The organism is Acrocarpospora macrocephala, assembly GCF_009687865.1.
Taxonomy (GTDB): domain Bacteria; phylum Actinomycetota; class Actinomycetes; order Streptosporangiales; family Streptosporangiaceae; genus Acrocarpospora; species Acrocarpospora macrocephala.
This window is the reverse complement of sequence record NZ_BLAE01000037.1, coordinates 77,235-93,341: the sequence shown is the minus strand read 5'-3', so window position 1 is coordinate 93,341 and position 16,107 is coordinate 77,235. Positions and strand designations below refer to the sequence as shown.

Genomic DNA, 16,107 nt, shown 5'->3' with positions numbered 1-16,107 from the left:
TCAGCTCTCCGCGCTGAGCTTGCGGCGCAGCCAGAACCCGCCACCGGCGAGCATGGCCGCCCCGGCCAGCCCCAGCGGAACCAGCGGAGACGTCCCGGCGTCGGCAGTCCCGCCGAGCCCGGTGTCGACGCCGCCGCTCGGCTGCTCGTCGTCGTCGCTCAGCCCTGCGCCACCACCCTTGCCGGTGTCGACCCCGCCACTGGGCCGGTCGTCGTCATCGTCGGTGGTGCCGCCCTTGCCGGTGTCGACGCCTCCACTGGGGCGGTCGTCGTCGTCATCGTCGGTGGTGCCGCCCTTGCCGGTGTCCACGCCTCCACTGGGGCGGTCGTCGTCGTCATCGTCGGTGGTGCCGCCCTTGCCGGTGTCCACGCCACCGCTGGGGCGGTCGTCGTCGTCATCGTCGTCGTCCTGGGTCGCGCCCAGTCCGGTGTCGACGCCGCCGCTAGGTCGGTCATCGTCGTCGTCATCGTCGTCCGTGGTGGCGCCGAGTCCGGTGTCGACGCCGCCCTGGGGCCTGCGGTCGTCATCGTCGTCCGAACCACCGCGAGATCGGTCGTCGTCATCGTCGTCATCGTCGTCGTCTTCGCGGTCGTCGTCGTCATCGTCGGCGGTGATCGCGGAGAGGGGGGTCGCCTGGGCGGGGTAGGTGATCGCGGCTGTGGTCGTGGTCAGGCCCAGGGCGAGGGCCACGGCGAGGAGGGTGGGGCGGAAGGTTTCGGTCATTGTGGGCTCCTGGAAGGTTGGGCCGCTTTTCGCGGCTGGTTCCAGGATTCGGGGGTGGGGTGGGGTGACCGTGAGGGGTTGGTGAGAGGGTTCTCACTCGGCGCGGAGGCGGTAGCCGGTGCCGCGTACGGTCTCGATGCGGTCGTGGCCGAGTTTGCGGCGCAGGTAGCGGACGTAGACGTCGACGACGTTGGAGCCTGGGTCGAAGTCGAAGCCCCAGACGTGGCTGAGGAGTTGTTCGCGGGTCAGGACCTGGTCGGGGTGGCGGAAGAAGACTTCGGCTAGGGCGAATTCGCGGGTGGAGAGGTCGATCGAGCGGTCGGCTGCGTGGGCGCGGCGGGTGCGCAGGTCGAGGGCTAGGTCGCCCGCTTTCAGCACGGTCACCTCGGGTAGCCGGTCGGCGCGCAGGCGGAGCCGTACCCGGGCGAGGAGCTCTTCGAAGGCGAAGGGTTTAGAGAGGTAGTCGTCGGCGCCGCCCTCCAGGCCCGCGACCGTGTCCACGACGCTGTCCCGGGCGGTCAGGATGATGACCGCGATCGCGATCCGGGACTCTCGCAGCCGCCGCAGCACGGTGAAGCCGTCGCTCAGTGGGAGGCCGATGTCCAGGATCAGCAGGTCGAACTCCCCCGTCCGCGCGTGCTCGTAAGCGGCCAGCCCATCGCTCACCACCGTCGTCACGAACCCGCTCCCGCGCAGCCCTTTCTCCAGGAAGGACGCGATCCTTTCCTCGTCCTCCGCGATCAGAATGCGATTCACCCAACCTCCTTACACGGAAATTTCATGACAAAGAGGGCTCCGCCGCCGGGGGATTCCTCCACCTTGACCGTGCCGCCGTGGCTCTCCGCGATCGACCGCACGATGGCCAGGCCCAGCCCGGCCCCTTCCCCGGTACGGCTCCCGCCCCGCACGAACCGCTCGAAAATGCGCTCCCGATCCTCGGCCGGAACCCCGGGGCCGCTGTCCCGCACCCAGAGCCGTACCAGCCCGTCCCGGACAGAAGACCCCACCGCGACCAGATCACCCACCCGGGTATGGCGCACCGCGTTCGCCGTGAGCTGTACCAGCGCCTGCGTCAGCCGTTGCCGATCCGCCAGCACCCGCTCCTCGGCGACCTCCTCCACCCGCCACCGCCGATCCCCGAGCGCCCGCGCCTTGGCCACCACGCTCACCGTCAGATCCGCCAGCTCCACCTCCTCGGGGCTGAGGAAGTCCGGCTGCCCGGCCTTGGCCAGGGTGAGCAGATCATCGACGATGCGGTTCATCCGGGCGAGCTCGTCCGTGACCAGGGCCAGCGTCTCGGCCTGGTCGTCCTCGCCCATCAGCTCCAGATGCCCGCGGATCACGGTGATCGGCGTGCGCAGCTCGTGCCCGGCGTCGTCGACGAACTCGCGTTGCGCGGCGAACGCCCGCTCCAGCCGGTCCAGCATGTGGTTGAAGGTGGCGGCCAGCGCGGCCACGTCGTCGTTTCCGGACACGCGGAGCCGCCGGGTCAGGTCGGATGAATCGGTGATCTGGGCGGCTGCCTGCCGTACCAGGCGGACGGGGGCCAGGACGCGGCCCGCCACGAACCAGCCGGCCCCGCCCGCCAGGGTGAGCGCCGCGAGCGCGGTGAAGGCGAGCACGCGCACGGATTCGACCACTTCCTCGCGGTGCAGGTCGTAGAAGACGGCGACCACGAAATGGCCGCTGCGGTCGTCGCCGGTCATCCGTACCGGAATGGTGGCGTAACGCACCTCACCGGCGGCGCTCGGCCACCGCCCGGGCCTGGGCACCGTGGCTTCGCCAAGGATCTCCACGAGGGCTTCGTCCTCGTCCAGCCGCACCGGGGCAGGGACGCCGGAGATCGAGTCGGGGCGGGCGTCGACCAGGGTGAAGAAGGTCTCCCAGCGGTCCGGCACGTTGACCGCGAGGTAGGAGTCGAGGAGCTCGGAGACCGTCCAGCCCGTGGAGTCCACGTTCTCCGCGTAGGAGCGGAGCTTCTCGGTCTCGTTGTGGAGTTCCTCGTTCACCCGGTCGTCGAGGCGGCCCAGCAGGATCGTCCAGGTCGCGAAGAGGGAGACGGACAGGGCGAGCGCGACCAGCAGCAACATCCAGCCCACGATCCGGGCGCGGGCGCTCACCCGCCGAGCCGATCAGTCGTCATCGCCCTCATCGTCGTCATCATCGTCGTCCCCACCCTGCTGCGGCGGTGGAGGTTTGACCGGATCCGCGCGCTTAGTCGATACAGGGTCCAGTGTCCCCGGTGTCGGCTTCGAGGGAGCAGTCGTTCTGGCGGTCGCCGCCGGAACGACGACGGGACCGCCCAGGTCAGGGGTGCCGGTCCCGGCCGCCCAGACGATTCCGACGAAGGCGAGCGCGACGGCGACCGCCCCCGCCAGGAGCACCACAACCGATATCCGGCGACTCATGCCGCCATCCTCGCCGCGCTCCAGGAGCCCAACCTGAGGCCAGGATGAGAAGACTCTCATCTTGGGCTATACCGTGGCCGATCGGCTGTAGGAAGATCGGGGACAAGCACCTGGCTTGGCTGGAACGGCGCGGGAAGACACAGGCTCGGAGTGGCCAGCCCGTCGTGCCGGAGGCGCGGCCATAAGCACAATCGGAGGAATCATGTCGGTTTTGCGGGATCTGGTGGCGGGCATTCGCGGGGGTTCGATCGAGGTGATCGACCTGACCGCGCCACTGGCGAGTTCGACCCCGATCCTCATGCTGCCCGAGCCGTTCGGCAACACGATCCCGTTCACGCTCCAGGAGATCAGCCGGTACGACGACCGCGGCCCCGGCTGGTACTGGAACAACATCGCCACCGGCGAGCACACCGGCACCCACTTCGACGCCCCCATCCACTGGGTCACCGCCCGCGACGGCGAGGACGTCTCCCAGGTCCCGCCGTCCCGCTTCCTGGCCCCGGCGGTCGTGCTCGACTTCGCCGCCCAATCGGCCGCCGACCCCGACTTCCTGCTCGAAGTCGACCACGTCGCCGCCTGGGAGAAGGAGCACGGCGCGCTGCCCGACGGCGGCTGGCTGCTCTACCGCACCGGCTGGGACGCGTACGCCCATGACCAGGCCGAATTCCTGAACGCCAACGAGAGCGGCCCGCACACGCCGGGCATCTCCGTGGAATGCGCCCGCTACCTCGCCGAGCAGACCTCCATCGCCGGAGTCGGCGTGGAGACCGTCGGCACCGACGCGGGCGCGGCCCACTCCTTCGACCCCGCGTTCCCGTGCCACACCTTCCTGCTCGGCGCGGGCAAGTACGGCCTGACCCAGCTGCGCAACCTCGACCGGCTGCCGGCCACCGGCGCCGTGGTCGTGGCCCCGCCGCTGCCCATCGTCGGGGGCTCCGGCAGTCCGCTGCGGGTGCTGGCCCTCGTCGAGAGATGATCGTGAACGTCGCCGGGGCGGTCGGGGCCACGCTGGCCCGCCTCGGAGTGCGGACCGCTTTCGGCGTGGTGGGCAGTGGCAATTTTCATGTGACGAACGCCCTGGTGGACGGGGGTGCGCGGTTCGTCGCGGCCCGGCATGAGGGTGGCGCGGTCACGATGGCCGACGCGTACGCGCGGATGAGCGGCGAGGTCGGCGTGGTCACCGTCCATCAGGGGCCGGGGCTGACCAACGCGCTGACCGGTCTCACCGAAGCGGCCAAGAGCCGCACGCCGCTCCTGTTGCTGGCCGGAGAGGTGACGTCGCCACGCTCGAACTTCTACGTGGATCAAGCGGCCCTCGCCACCGCTGTGGGAGCCCTGACGATCAGGATTTCCGCTGGAACCGCAGTCGAGGACACCGTCAGGGCCTATTGGATCGCGTGTTCCGGCAGAGCGGTCCTCCTCAACCTGCCGCTCGATGTCCAGGCGGCCTCTGCCGCCCGGGAGCTCCCCGAGATCGAAGCGCTCGCGACGGCGGCCGGTTCGCGAATTCCCCCGGAGGCCGGGGCCCGCTCCGCTGCGGAAGGCTCCATCAGCCTTTCCGACGTCGGCGTTCCAGGCGCCGGTGGTTCGGGAGCCGGTGGTTCGGGAGTCGGTGGTTTTGCGGGCGCCGGTGGTTTTGCGGGCGCCGGTTCCGAAGCCGGTGATTCCGGGGTCCGTGATTCTGGGGTCCTTAGGCCCGAGTTCGGCGGTGTGGACGAGTTCGTCGACGTGTTGCTCGCCGCGCGGCGGCCGGTGTTCGTGGCCGGGCGGGGGGCGCGCGGGGCGCGGATGGAGCTGGTGGCGCTGGCCGATCGGGTAGGCGCGCTGCTCGCCACGTCGGCTGTCGCCAAAGGGCTGTTCCGGGGGAGCACCTGGGACCTGGATGTGAGCGGCGGGTTCGCCACGCCGCTGGCCGTCGAGCTGATCCAGGACGCGGACCTCATCGTCGGCTGGGGCTGCGCGCTCAACATGTGGACGATGCGGCACGGCAGCCTGATCGGCCCGGACACCACCGTCGTCCAGGTCGACCAGGACCCCGACGCGATCGGCGCCCACCGGCCGGTGACCCTGGGCGTCGTCGGAGACGTGGCCGAGACGGCAAAACACGCGCTGGCCCGGCTTGATCCCCGCCACGTGACCACCTTCCGCATGGGCTACCGCTCCCCGGGCCTGGCCGAGCGCCTCGCCCGCGAAGGCCGCTGGCGCGACGTGCCCTACGAGGACTGGGGAACCCCCAGGGAAGGCGATCCGGACGAAGCCGACGGGCGTGCCGGCTCCCACCCGGCATCGGTGCCCGGCGGACACGATGATCCGCCAACGAAGGGCCGGATCGACACAGGAATGGCTGGACACGATGATTCGGCGAGGAAGGGCCGGATCGACAGAGGAATCGCCGGACCTGATTCGGCGAGGAAGGGCCGCATCGACCCGCGGACCCTCTCGATCGGGCTGGACGATCTGCTGCCCGATGAGCGCATCATCGCCACCGATTCCGGAAATTTCATGGGATATCCAGCCATGTTCATGGACGTCCCAGACGAGTGTGGGTTCGTCTTCACCCAGGCCTTCCAGTCCATCGGGCTCGGCCTGGCGACCGCCATCGGCGCCGCGCTGGCCCGGCCCGACCGCCTCCCGGTGGCCGCGCTCGGCGACGGCGGAGCGCTGATGGGCGTGGCCGAGTTGGAGACCGTGGTCCGCCTCGGCCTGCCCATGGTGATCGTCGTGTACGACGACGAGGCCTACGGCGCGGAGGTCCACCATTTCGGCCCGGACGGATTCCCGCTCGGCACGGTCACGTTCCCGCCCACCGACCTCGCCGCCATCGCCCGCGGTTTCGGCTGCGACGCGCTGACCGTACGGGCGAAAGAAGATCTTCACGGGGTCGCCGAGTGGCTCAAGGGCCCGCGCGAGCGGCCGTTGCTGGTCGACGCGAAGGTGGCCGCGGATCGCGGGTCGTGGTGGCTGGAGGAGGCGTTCCGTGGTCACTGATCCGGGGGTCATTGAACTGTTACGGTGCTCGCATGGCTGAGATTGTGTACCCCCCGGTTATCGGGGCCCTCCGGACCATGTTCCGGGTGCTCGACATGCGGATCGACATCGTCGGCGCCGAGCATGTCCCGACGACCGGCGGCGCCGTGCTCGTCAGCAATCACATCAGCTACCTGGACTTCATCTTCGCCGGCCTGGCCGCCCGCCCGTCGGGGCGGCTGGTGCGGTTCATGGCGAAGAAAGAGGTCTTCGACAACAAGATCTCCGGTCCGCTGATGCGGGGTATGCACCATATTCCGGTCGATCGCGCCGAGGGCGCGGGGGCGTATGTGGCGGCGCTGCGTGCGCTGAAGGCGGGCGAGGTGGTCGGCGTTTTCGCCGAGGCCACGATCAGCCGCTCGTTCACCATCAAGGAGATCAAGAACGGCGCGGTCCGGATGGCGGCGGCCACCAACTCGCCGATGATCCCCGTCGCGCTGTGGGGCACCCAGCGGCTGTGGACCAAGGGCCGCAAACGCGCGATCGCCCAGCGGCACATCCCGATCACCATCATGGTGGGCGAGCCGATGCACCCCAAGCGCGGCGAGGACATGGAGGCCCACACCGTCGAGCTACGCCGGCGCATGTCCGAGATGGTGGACAAGGCACAGCGCGGATACGCCGAGATCCCCGAGGGCGTTTGGTGGCAGCCCGCCCATCTCGGCGGCTCCGCCCCCACCCCCGAGGAGGCCGAGGCGCTGGACGCCGCCGAACGCGAGGCCCGCGAGGCCAAGCGCGACTGACGTTCTGGATCATGAAGAAAGCGCTCCCTCGACCAGGGTGACGCGAGGTTTCGGCCGTGTCAACCGGCCGTTCTTTAGCATTCATCGCACGTCAAGATTTCTCCTGACGCTTGGCGACGGGTGGTGCGACGGGATGGATATTTCGCTGTAAGTCCATGTCAAAGGGCAAATATCCCCGCGTGAACGCGGTCCGGAGAGCGCTCTCCCCAGGAGTTTTGGACCGCTGCAAAGAGCTCGTCGTATTACATCAGAGTTAAGTTAACTCTTGACATAAGTGTGCGGCAGAGGGGACATTTTGCGTGCAGGGAGCGCTCCCCGACATTCGCCCTCCCGAGGAATCGGCCTCGGGCTCAGCACGCGGCGGCGACCCGTGTGTCCCCCTGGCTGTTCCGCCCATGCCTGGAGCTCGCATGACCATGTCCTTCCGCGCCCGTGTCCCGGGCAGGACCCGCCTACGCCTGGCCACCCTGATCGCCGCCATCACCGCAATGCTCGCCACCAGCCTGTTCGTCACGACGCAACAGGCCGCCGCCGCGGTGCTCTCGCAGGGCCGCCCCACGCTCGCCTCCTCCGTCGAGAACGCCGGAACCCCGGCGGGCGCCGCCGTCGACGGCAACCCCGGCACCCGCTGGTCGAGCGCCTTCTCCGTGCCGCAGTGGATCCGGGTCGACCTCGGCTCCGCCCAGGCCATCAACCAGATCGTGCTCAACTGGGAAGCCGCGTACGCCACCGCCTTCACCATCCAGACCTCACCCGACGGCAACACGTGGACCACCATCCACACCGTCACCAACGGCGCCGGCGGAAACCAGACGTACAACGTCAACGGCAACGGCCGTTACGTACGCCTGCACGCCACCGCCAAGGCCACCGCGTACGGCGTCTCGCTGTGGGAATTCCAGGTTAACGGCCCCGGCGGCGGGGGAGGCGGCGGCCCGATCGTCCGGGTGGCCGAATTCCTGGCCGACTGCCCGTTCAGCCACCGGCTGCCCGACGACCCGATCGTCGCCCCCAACCTGCCCGGCGGCTCGCACATGCACAGCTTCTTCGGCAGTACGGTCACCAACGCCTTCACCACCCTGACCGACCTGCAGAACGCGCCCAGCAACTGCAACCCGTCGATCGACCTGTCCTCGTACTGGGTGCCCACCCTGTACGTCAACGACGTGCCCGTCGAACCGACCGGCACCACCTTCTACTACCTCGGCGAAGGCGTACGGGACGACGTGATCGCCAGGACCCAGCCGATCCCGCTGGGCCTGCGGATCGTGGCCGGCAACGCCAAGGCGACCGCGCCCGACGCGAGCTCCACCGCCCGCTGGTCCTGCCTGCACGCCGGGCAGGTGCCGCCGAGCAAGGACTTCGTGACCTGCCCCGCGGGCACCATGCTGGAGTCGTACCTGGACTTCCCGCAGTGCTGGAACGGCACGACGCTGGACTCACCCGACCATAAGAGCCACATGGCCTACCCGGTCAACGGCGACTGCCCCGCCACCCACCCCGTCCCGGTCCCCAAACTCCGCCAGGTCCTCCGCTACCCCGTCAACGGCAACCCAGCGGGCTTCCGCCTCGCCTCCGGCCCCGGCTACACCATGCACGGCGACTTCTTCAACGCCTGGCCGGTCGCCGAAATGGAACGCCGCGTCCGCGACTGCATCCGCCCCATCATCAAGTGCGGCGCCAACGGCACCCCATAACAACCCCGACCAACGGCATCCGCTCGATTGCCCGAAAGAATCCGCCTAACGGCAATCGCTCGCGGTGATTATCCGAAAGCACCCTCTGAACGACGGCGCGAGGAAGGACATTCGATGCGAAACCTGCTGATCCTGTCCTTCCTCGTGGCCGCCTGCGCCCCGTCACCGGCGGCGGACACCCCCCAGATCTCCGCCCCGCCGCCGGTGGCGACCACCACCCTCAACCCGGCCACCCTCAACCCCGACCCCCTGAGCACCGGCACCCTCAACGCCACCGACATCGCCTGGGCCCAGCTCATGATCCCCATGTACGAGGGCCTCCTCCAACTGCTCGACCAGGCCCCCGGCCGCGTCACCGACCCCGACCTGGCCCGCCTGGCCGCCCAGGTCGGCACCGCCCACCGCGCCGAACTCCCCGCCCTCCGCGAGATCCTCACCCGCGCCGGCATCACCGGCGCCAACCCCCACGAGGGCCACGACATGCCCGGCATGGTCACCAAAACCGACCTGACCATGATCACCCCCATCACCGGCCCGGCCTTCACCCGCCTCTTCATCGCCCACCTGCGCGGCCACCTCGAACAGGTAGCCCTGATCTCGAAAGCCGAGGGCACATCCGGCACCGACCCCGCGGCCCATATCCTCGCCACCACCATGGTCAAGTCCAGAACCGCCCAACTCGCCACCCTCAACCACCTGACCAGCCTGAACTGAGTGCTGGACTGGTTCATCCAGGCTTTGCGCGTCCGGATCCCGGGATAGCGGGCCACGGCGGGTCAAACGACCTGGATGACGTGCTTTCCGCGGACGCCGCCGGCCTCCAAGGCGCGGTGGGCGGCGGCAATGCGAGCCAAAGGGTGAACGGTGTCCACGACGGGACGGATGTCTCCGTTCTGTGCGTACCGGGTCAGTTCGGCGAACAGCTCGTGCCGGGGATTGCCGCTGAAGAAACGCACCCGCCGGGAACCGTGGACGGTCGAGCCGAGGATGTAGGAAACGCTGGTAAGGAGGTTCTCGACATCGAATGCGATGGCCACCATGCGTCCGCCCGGAGCCAGCAGCCGGCGGTAGGCGGGGTGCTGGGTGCCGACGGTGTCCATGATGACGTCGAAGGCGCCCAGCGCGGACGGGTCGGTCCTGTTGTAGTCCAGGACTTCGTCTGCGCCCAGATCGCGAACGAAGTCGAGGTTCTTCGGGCCCGCCAGAGCGGTGACGTGCACACCGAAGGCCTTGCCGAGCTGGACTGCGACGCTGCCGACACCGCCACTGGCGCCGCGGACCAGGAGACGTTCGCCGGACTGGAGGCGGGTCTTGTCGCGCAGGGCGGTGATCGAGGTTGTTCCGCCCGCCAGCAGGGAGACGGCTTCCACCAGGGTGAGGTTGCCGGGGGCAAGGGCTATCTGCCGGGGCCGGACAGTCACGTACTCTGCCGCGCTGCCGAACCTCCGCCCCAGGAATCCCCACACCCGTTCCCCCTCCCGCAGTCCGGTCACCGAGGGGCCGACCTCGGCGATCTCGCCGGCGAAGTCGATCCCCACGCGCTTGGGGAAGCGGCGCCCCGTCACCAGCCGCAGTTTCCCGGCCCGGCCGGCCAGCTCGCCGCCGTTGACACTGGCCGCGTGGACACGGACCAGCACCTGGCCGGGCTTGACCTCTGGCACGGGCACCTTGCCCTCATACAGCACATCCGGAGGCCCGTATCGGTCGAAGAGGGCTGCGCGCATCTCGTTCACGGTCTGGTCCCGTTTCTGTCTGGGGGAGCGGCGAGTGAAAAGGATGTTGCCGCTCGCTCAACCAAGCTAATCCCGTAAACGGACGACACCGTCCATTTGCGCTAAAGTGAGAGATATGCCTGTTCAGCCCTCTCAGAAACCGGGCTGGCCACCCGCCGACGAGCACCCTCCGGCCGCCGCAGCCACACGGCTGCGCGCCGACGCCCGGCACAATCGCGACCGCATTCTTGCAGCCGCCCGCGAGGCGTTTACGACCCAGGGAATCGACGTCCCCCTCACCACGATCGCCCGCCGCGCCGGAGTCGGCGCCGCCACCCTCTATCGGCACTTCCCCACCCGCGCCGCTCTCGTCACCGAGGCCTTCGCCGAACAACTCGCCCTCTGCGTCGCGGTCCTCGACGAGGCGCTGGAGGACCCCGACCCCTGGCACGGATTCTGCACCGCCATCGACAAGCTGTGCACCATGCAGGCCACCGACCGAGGCTTCACCGGCGCGTTCCTCTCCCAGTTCCCGGACGCCATCGACTACGACCGTGAACGCACCCACGCCGAAAAGGAGCTCGCCCAGCTGGTGCGGCGTGCCAAAGACGCCGGGCGGCTACGCGACGACTTTGACCACACCGACATCATCCTTCTGTTCCTGGCCAACAGCGGGATCGTCGGAGAGTCGCAGCAGGTTTCCCTGGCCGCCTCCCGACGCCTGGTCACCTACCTCCTCCAGTCCTTCCAGGCCGGCCACACCGAACCTCTGCCTCCGCCCGCACCCCTGGGACTGCACCAGATCCACCAGCCCCCACGCCGCCACCGGAACGGGTCCGCGTGATCGTTCAAAGGGCCGTCAGCCCAGGATGAGCAAGCCGAGTGCCGCCGTGAGGAATGTGACGCCCAGTCCTATGAGGATGCCGCCGACCAGGGTGCCTCGGCCGCGTAGGTCGTCGATTCGTACCTGGCGTGGGTCGGCCGGGTCGTACCGGATGGCCACCACGTCTCCCGGCTGGGCGGGGGCCGGGTTGGCGCCGACGGGCGACTCCGCCTCGACCCGTACGCCATCCGCCGTCACGAACCGCAGCACCGGATGGTAGACGTGGCTGTACCGGGGCTTCTGGGGCACGCCCTCCCGGCTCATACGTAACCGGACGACCTCTCCCTCACCGGTCACCGAGCGGCCCAGGAATCCGCGCGCGACGGCGACGACCTCCCGCCCTCGGCCGACGAGATGCAGCCCCAGGAACTCGATCATGACCGCGAACAGAACCTGCCACACCATCCGCCGACTTTACGGCCTTCGGCCCCTATCGGGGCATCAGCCAGGCCTGACCAGCGATGTTCTTTGAGAAGTACAGTTATCATAACTGTATTTCTCAAAGCTGGAGTGTGGATGCGCAAGCCGCCGGACATGTTCGACCGGGACCGCGAATGGGCGGCCCTGGTGCGTTTCGCGAGCGATGAGCAGCCCGGGGCGACGCTGGGCGTGGTCTCCGGCCGTCGGCGGCAGGGCAAGAGCTTCCTTCTCGAATCGTTGTGCCAGGAGGCGGGCGGGTTCTACTTCTCGGCGCAGGAGGCCACGGACGCCGAATCCCTGGCGTCGCTGGGTGCGGCGCTCACGAGATATCTGGATCCGGTGGTTCCGTTCGTGTTGCCGAACTGGGCGACCGCCATCGACGCGCTGCTGCGGATCGGCAGAGATCGGGCGATCCCCGTGGTGATCGACGAGTTTCCGTACCTGGCCCGGGCTCATCCCGCGCTGCCGTCGATCATTCAAGGGGCCTACGCGCCCCGGCGGGCCGAGCGCGTGGAATCGCGGACCCGGCTGCTGCTGTGCGGCTCGGCCATGTCGTTCATGGGCCGCCTGCTGTCGGGCAACGCGCCGCTTCGCGGGCGGGCGTCGCTGGATCTGCCGGTGGACACCCTCGACTACCGGCTCGCACGCCGCTTCTGGGAGATCGAGGACGTCCGCCTGGCGGCGCTCGTGCACGCGGTCGTCGGCGGCACGCCCGCCTACCGTACCGAGATGATCCGCTACGACCGCCCCCGCGATCTCGGCGATTTCGACGACTGGGTGGTCCGGGCCGTACTGTCGCCCGGCAGTCCCATGTTCCTGGAGGCGCGTTATCTGCTGGCCGAGGAACCCGACCTGAGGGATGGCGCCATGTACCACTCCGTGCTCGCCGCCATCGCCGAGGGCAACAACGGTCGAGGCGGCATCGCCGGCTATGTCGGCCGCAAGAGCGGCGACCTCTCGCATCCGCTGACGGTCCTGGAGGACGCGGGCCTCATCGTCCGGGAAACCGACGCCTTCCGCGGCAACCGCACCAATTTCCGGATCAAAGAACCCCTGCTCACCTTCTACCACACGATCATGCGACCGTTCTGGCCCCAGCTCATGCGCGCCACCGCCACCGACCGCATCTGGCAGCGCGCCACGCAGCGTTTCACCAGCAACGTCCTCGGTCCCCATTTCGAGCGCCTCTGCCGCGACTGGACCCTGCACTTCGCCGAAGACCGCTTCGGCGGCTGGCCCGTCGAGGTCACCGCCGGAACCGTCAACGACCCCGCGAACCGCACCACCCACGAACTCGACGTCGTCGCGATCGGCCACGCCGACGGCGCAAAACCCCCACTCCTGGCCATAGGCGAAGCCAAATGGGGCGACACCATGGGCATAGCCCACCTCGACCGCCTCCGCCACATCCGCGACCTACTCCCCCACAACGCCCGCTACGACACCACCCAAACCCGCCTGATCTGCTTCTCCGCCACAGGTTTCACCGACGACCTCGTTCGCTCCGGCGACAACGGCGAAGTCGACCTGGTCACCCTCTCCGACCTGTACGAGGACCGGTGAGCGCACGATGTCCAATGAGCCAATGGAGACTCGCCTGACCCCCAACGAGGTCGCCCAGATGCTCGGCGTTTCGCTTTCATTCGTCACCCGGTTGCTCGACGAAGGCGAGATCCCCGCGCAGTACCTCCCCAACGGCCGTCCCCGCCTTGTCCGGCTGGCCGATGTCCTGGCCTTCCAGGCCCGTCGCGAGCGTCGCGGTGAGGGCAGGCGAAGAATCATCCAGGCTGCGGAGGACGCGGAGCTGCCCTACTGAACGCTCGGAGACGTCCTCGCGAGGTGACTCGGCCTCCCTTAGCTATGGCCAGGTCAGAGTTCTGGTTGGAGCCAGCCTGACTGGGGGATGTCGCCGCGGTAGGGGCCCTGGACGATTGGGGGGCTGAGGGTTTCCTTGATGGTGCGGGCGTTGACCCAGCGGATGAGGTTGAAGATGGAGCCGGCTTTGTCGTTGGTGCCGGAGGAGCGGGCGCCGCCGAAGGGCTGTTGGCCTACTACCGCGCCGGTGGGTTTGTCGTTGATGTAGAAATTGCCGGCGGCGAAGCGGAGGCGGGCGGAGGCGGAGGTGATGATGCGGCGGTCTTGGGCGATCAAGGAGCCGGTGAGGGCGTAGGGGGAGGCGGATTCCATCTGGTCCAGGACGGGGTCGAAGTCGGCGTCGTCGTAGACGTGGACGGAGAGGATGGGGCCGAAGTATTCGGTGGTGAAGATCTCGTCGGTGGGGTCGGCGGACACCAGGACGGTCGGTTTCACGAAATATCCGGTTGAGTCGTCGTAGGAGCCGGTCAGGACGTCGATCGAGGACGTCGCCCGAGCGCGGTCGATGGCGGTCTTGTGCTTGGCGAAGGCGCGGGCGTCGATGACGGCGCCGAGGAAGGTGGACAGGTCGGCGGAGACGTCGCCGATCGTCAGCGACTCGGCGGTGCCGACGAGTTCGTCCCGCAACGAACCCCAGATCGAACGCGGAATGTACGCCCGCGACGCCGCGGAACACTTCTGGCCCTGATACTCGAAGGCCCCCCGGACCAGCGCGGTCAGCAGCGCGCCCCGATCAGCGGACGGGTGCGCGAGCACGAAGTCCTTCCCCCCGGTCTCCCCGACCAGCCGCGGATACCCGTGATAGGAGCCGATGTTCGCCCCCACACTCGCCCACAGATGCTGAAATGTCGCCGTTGACCCGGTGAAATGGATCCCCGCCAGCTGCGGATGCGGCAGCGCGACCTCGGACACCGCTTGCCCGTTCCCGGTCACCATGTTGATCACTCCGGGCGGCAGCCCCGCCGCCTCCAGCAGCCGCATCGTGAAATGCGCCGCGAACTGCTGCGTCGGCGACGGCTTCCACACCACCACGTTCCCCATCAGCGCCACCGAAGCCGGCAGATTCCCCGCGATGGCCGTGAAGTTGAACGGCGTGATCGCCAGGACGAAGCCCTCCAGTGGCCGGTACTCCATCCGGTTCCACACCCCGGGCGAGGAGACCGGCTGCTCGGTGTACAGCTGCCGCGCGTACGCCACGTTGAAGCGCAGGAAGTCGATCAGCTCGCAGGCCGCGTCGATCTCGGCCTGCTGCGCCGACTTGGACTGGCCGAGGATGGTCGCGCCGTTCAGCGTGTTGCGCCACGGACCCGACAGCAGGTCGGCCGCGCGCAGGAAGACCGCCGCCCGCTCGTCGAACGGGAGCGCCCGCCACTCCGGCGCCGCCGTCAGCGCCGCCCCGATGGCCGCCGACACGTCGGCGTTGGTGGCGTCAGCCGTACGGCCGAGGACGGCCTGGTGGTTGTGGGGTTGCACGACGGGGATCGGGGAGCCGCCGCCCATCCGGCGTTCGCCGCCGACGGTCATGGTCAGGTCGAGGTCGGCTCCGGCGAGTTCCTTGATCCGGCTCTCCAGCGCGGCCCGCTCGGCGCTGCCCGGCGGGTAGCCCTGCACTGGCTCGTTCGCCGGTACGGGGACATTTGATACGGAATCCATCATTTACCCCCAAGGGAACGCAGGAAGAAGGTGACGTTGGCCGGGCGTTCGGCGAGGCGGCGCATGAAGTAGCCGTACCAGTCGTCGCCGTAGGGCACGTAGACGCGGACGTTCGCGCCGGAGCGGGCGAGCGCGAGTTGTTTGTCGGTGCGGATGCCGTACAACATCTGGAACTCGTAGCCGGGGCGGCCGTCGGCGAGGGTCTCGGCGATCGTGATCAGCCGGTCGTCGTGGGTGGCGATCATCGGGTAGCCGGTGCCGGACATGAGCACCTTCAGGCAGCGCACGTACGCCCGGTCCACCTCGCTCTTGCGCTGGTACGCCACCGACGCGGGCTCGTCGTAGGCGCCTTTCACCAGGCGGACCCGGGAGTCGCGCAGATCCCGGCAGTCGGCCTCGCTGCGGATCAGGTAGGACTGGATCGCCACTCCCGTGTCGGGAAAATCCGTCCGGAGCGCTTGCAGGATCGCCAGCGTGGAGTCGACCGTGGTGTGATCCTCCATGTCGAGCGTCACCGTGGAGCCGTTCTCCCTGGCCGCCTCGCAGATCTGCTGGGCGTGATCGAGCGCCATCCCGTCGTCCAGCGCCTGCCCCACCGCCGACAGCTTCACCGAAACCTCGGCCCGGTCGCCGAACCCGAGCGGGCGCAGCGCCTCAAGCAGCCGCACGTACGCCTTGGTGGTCTCGACGGCGGCTCCCGTATCGCGGACCTCTTCCCCCAGATGGTCGATCGTGGACATCAACCCCAGATCGGCCAGCCGCCGGGTCGCGGTGACCGCGTCGATGGTCTGCTCGCCCGCCACGAACCGGTCCACCACCCGGCGGGTCAGCGGAAACCGGGACACCGCACGCCGCGCCCGCTTGTTCCGGGACGCCGCAAGAAGCACCTCACCAAGCATGCAACCAGCCTAAATCTCCACGTCAGCTGCCTTCCACGGACATCCGGCCAAGCGTGTTCAGACAAAT

The 16,107-nt window shown here is 68.8% G+C and carries 16 protein-coding genes; 8 read left to right on the top strand and 8 right to left on the bottom strand.

Going from position 1 to position 16,107, the window contains the following annotated elements; translation table 11 throughout:
* The 4 genes from Amac_RS30970 to Amac_RS30955 all read right to left on the bottom strand — a co-directional run bounded on the left by Amac_RS30970 (window position 1) and on the right by Amac_RS30955 (window position 3,131).
* Window positions 1–723, bottom strand: a complete 723-nt coding sequence (locus Amac_RS30970) for a GVDTG sorting domain-containing protein (RefSeq protein ID WP_155357954.1) — start codon at window positions 721–723, stop codon at window positions 1–3.
* Window positions 724–816: 93 nt separating this feature from the next.
* Entirely contained in the window at window positions 817–1,479 is a 663-nt protein-coding gene (locus tag Amac_RS30965; protein ID WP_155357953.1) for a response regulator transcription factor, read from the bottom strand.
* Window positions 1,476–2,843 carry a sensor histidine kinase gene (locus Amac_RS30960; RefSeq protein ID WP_246268820.1) on the bottom strand — a complete coding sequence of 456 codons (1,368 nt, stop codon included), beginning with the start codon at window positions 2,841–2,843 and terminating at the stop codon, window positions 1,476–1,478. Before Amac_RS30960 ends, Amac_RS30965 begins: the two co-directional genes overlap by 4 nt.
* A 12-nt stretch (window positions 2,844–2,855) precedes the next feature.
* Entirely contained in the window at window positions 2,856–3,131 is a 276-nt protein-coding gene (locus Amac_RS30955; RefSeq protein WP_155357952.1) for a hypothetical protein, read from the bottom strand.
* A 202-nt stretch (window positions 3,132–3,333) separates the two neighbouring features.
* Between Amac_RS30955 and Amac_RS30950 the strand changes: the two genes are divergently transcribed.
* The 5 genes from Amac_RS30950 (at window position 3,334) to Amac_RS30930 (ending at window position 9,312) form a co-directional block, all read left to right on the top strand.
* A complete protein-coding gene (locus Amac_RS30950) occupies window positions 3,334–4,107 on the top strand; it encodes a cyclase family protein (protein ID WP_155357951.1) in 774 nt (257 codons plus the stop codon).
* A complete protein-coding gene (locus Amac_RS30945) occupies window positions 4,104–6,119 on the top strand; it encodes a thiamine pyrophosphate-binding protein (protein ID WP_246268819.1) in 2,016 nt (671 codons plus the stop codon). The genes Amac_RS30950 and Amac_RS30945 overlap by 4 nt, the downstream gene beginning before the upstream one ends.
* Window positions 6,120–6,151: 32 nt before the next feature.
* Window positions 6,152–6,901, top strand: a complete 750-nt coding sequence (locus Amac_RS30940; protein WP_155357950.1) for a lysophospholipid acyltransferase family protein — start codon at window positions 6,152–6,154, stop codon at window positions 6,899–6,901.
* Window positions 6,902–7,311: 410 nt separating this feature from the next.
* Entirely contained in the window at window positions 7,312–8,598 is a 1,287-nt protein-coding gene (locus tag Amac_RS30935) for a DUF1996 domain-containing protein (RefSeq protein WP_155357949.1), read from the top strand.
* A gap of 114 nt (window positions 8,599–8,712) precedes the next feature.
* The gene (locus tag Amac_RS30930; protein ID WP_155357948.1) at window positions 8,713–9,312 is read left to right on the top strand and encodes a DUF305 domain-containing protein; all 600 of its coding nucleotides are present in this window, start codon (window positions 8,713–8,715) and stop codon (window positions 9,310–9,312) included.
* A gap of 62 nt (window positions 9,313–9,374) precedes the next feature.
* On the opposite strand, the gene Amac_RS30925 is transcribed toward Amac_RS30930, so the two are convergent.
* Window positions 9,375–10,322 (bottom strand): NAD(P)-dependent alcohol dehydrogenase, encoded by a 948-nt coding sequence (locus Amac_RS30925; RefSeq protein ID WP_155357947.1) that lies wholly within the window; start codon window positions 10,320–10,322, stop codon window positions 9,375–9,377.
* Window positions 10,323–10,446: 124 nt separating this feature from the next.
* Here Amac_RS30925 and Amac_RS30920 point away from each other — a divergent pair, with 124 nt between their 5' ends.
* Window positions 10,447–11,154 carry a TetR/AcrR family transcriptional regulator gene (locus tag Amac_RS30920; RefSeq protein ID WP_155357946.1) on the top strand — a complete coding sequence of 236 codons (708 nt, stop codon included), beginning with the start codon at window positions 10,447–10,449 and terminating at the stop codon, window positions 11,152–11,154.
* A gap of 15 nt (window positions 11,155–11,169) precedes the next feature.
* Here the strand turns inward: Amac_RS30920 and Amac_RS30915 are convergent, their stop codons facing one another.
* Complete coding sequence (locus Amac_RS30915; RefSeq protein WP_155357945.1) at window positions 11,170–11,598, bottom strand: DUF3592 domain-containing protein; 429 nt, start codon at window positions 11,596–11,598, stop codon at window positions 11,170–11,172.
* 111 nt (window positions 11,599–11,709) lie between these two features.
* Between Amac_RS30915 and Amac_RS30910 the strand changes: the two genes are divergently transcribed.
* Both Amac_RS30910 and Amac_RS30905 read left to right on the top strand, forming a co-directional pair.
* Window positions 11,710–13,176 (top strand): AAA family ATPase, encoded by a 1,467-nt coding sequence (locus Amac_RS30910; protein WP_155357944.1) that lies wholly within the window; start codon window positions 11,710–11,712, stop codon window positions 13,174–13,176.
* 22 nt (window positions 13,177–13,198) lie between these two features.
* The gene (locus Amac_RS30905; protein WP_246268818.1) at window positions 13,199–13,429 is read left to right on the top strand and encodes a helix-turn-helix domain-containing protein; all 231 of its coding nucleotides are present in this window, start codon (window positions 13,199–13,201) and stop codon (window positions 13,427–13,429) included.
* Window positions 13,430–13,482: 53 nt separating this feature from the next.
* Here Amac_RS30905 and pruA read toward each other — a convergent pair whose 3' ends face one another.
* Window positions 13,483–15,141 carry an L-glutamate gamma-semialdehyde dehydrogenase gene (gene pruA, locus Amac_RS30900; protein WP_155357973.1) on the bottom strand — a complete coding sequence of 553 codons (1,659 nt, stop codon included), beginning with the start codon at window positions 15,139–15,141 and terminating at the stop codon, window positions 13,483–13,485.
* Window positions 15,141–16,040, bottom strand: coding sequence for a proline dehydrogenase family protein (locus Amac_RS30895; protein WP_155357942.1), 900 nt, complete (start codon window positions 16,038–16,040; stop codon window positions 15,141–15,143). The genes pruA and Amac_RS30895 overlap by 1 nt, the downstream gene beginning before the upstream one ends.
* Between the last annotated feature and the right edge of the window lie 67 nt (window positions 16,041–16,107).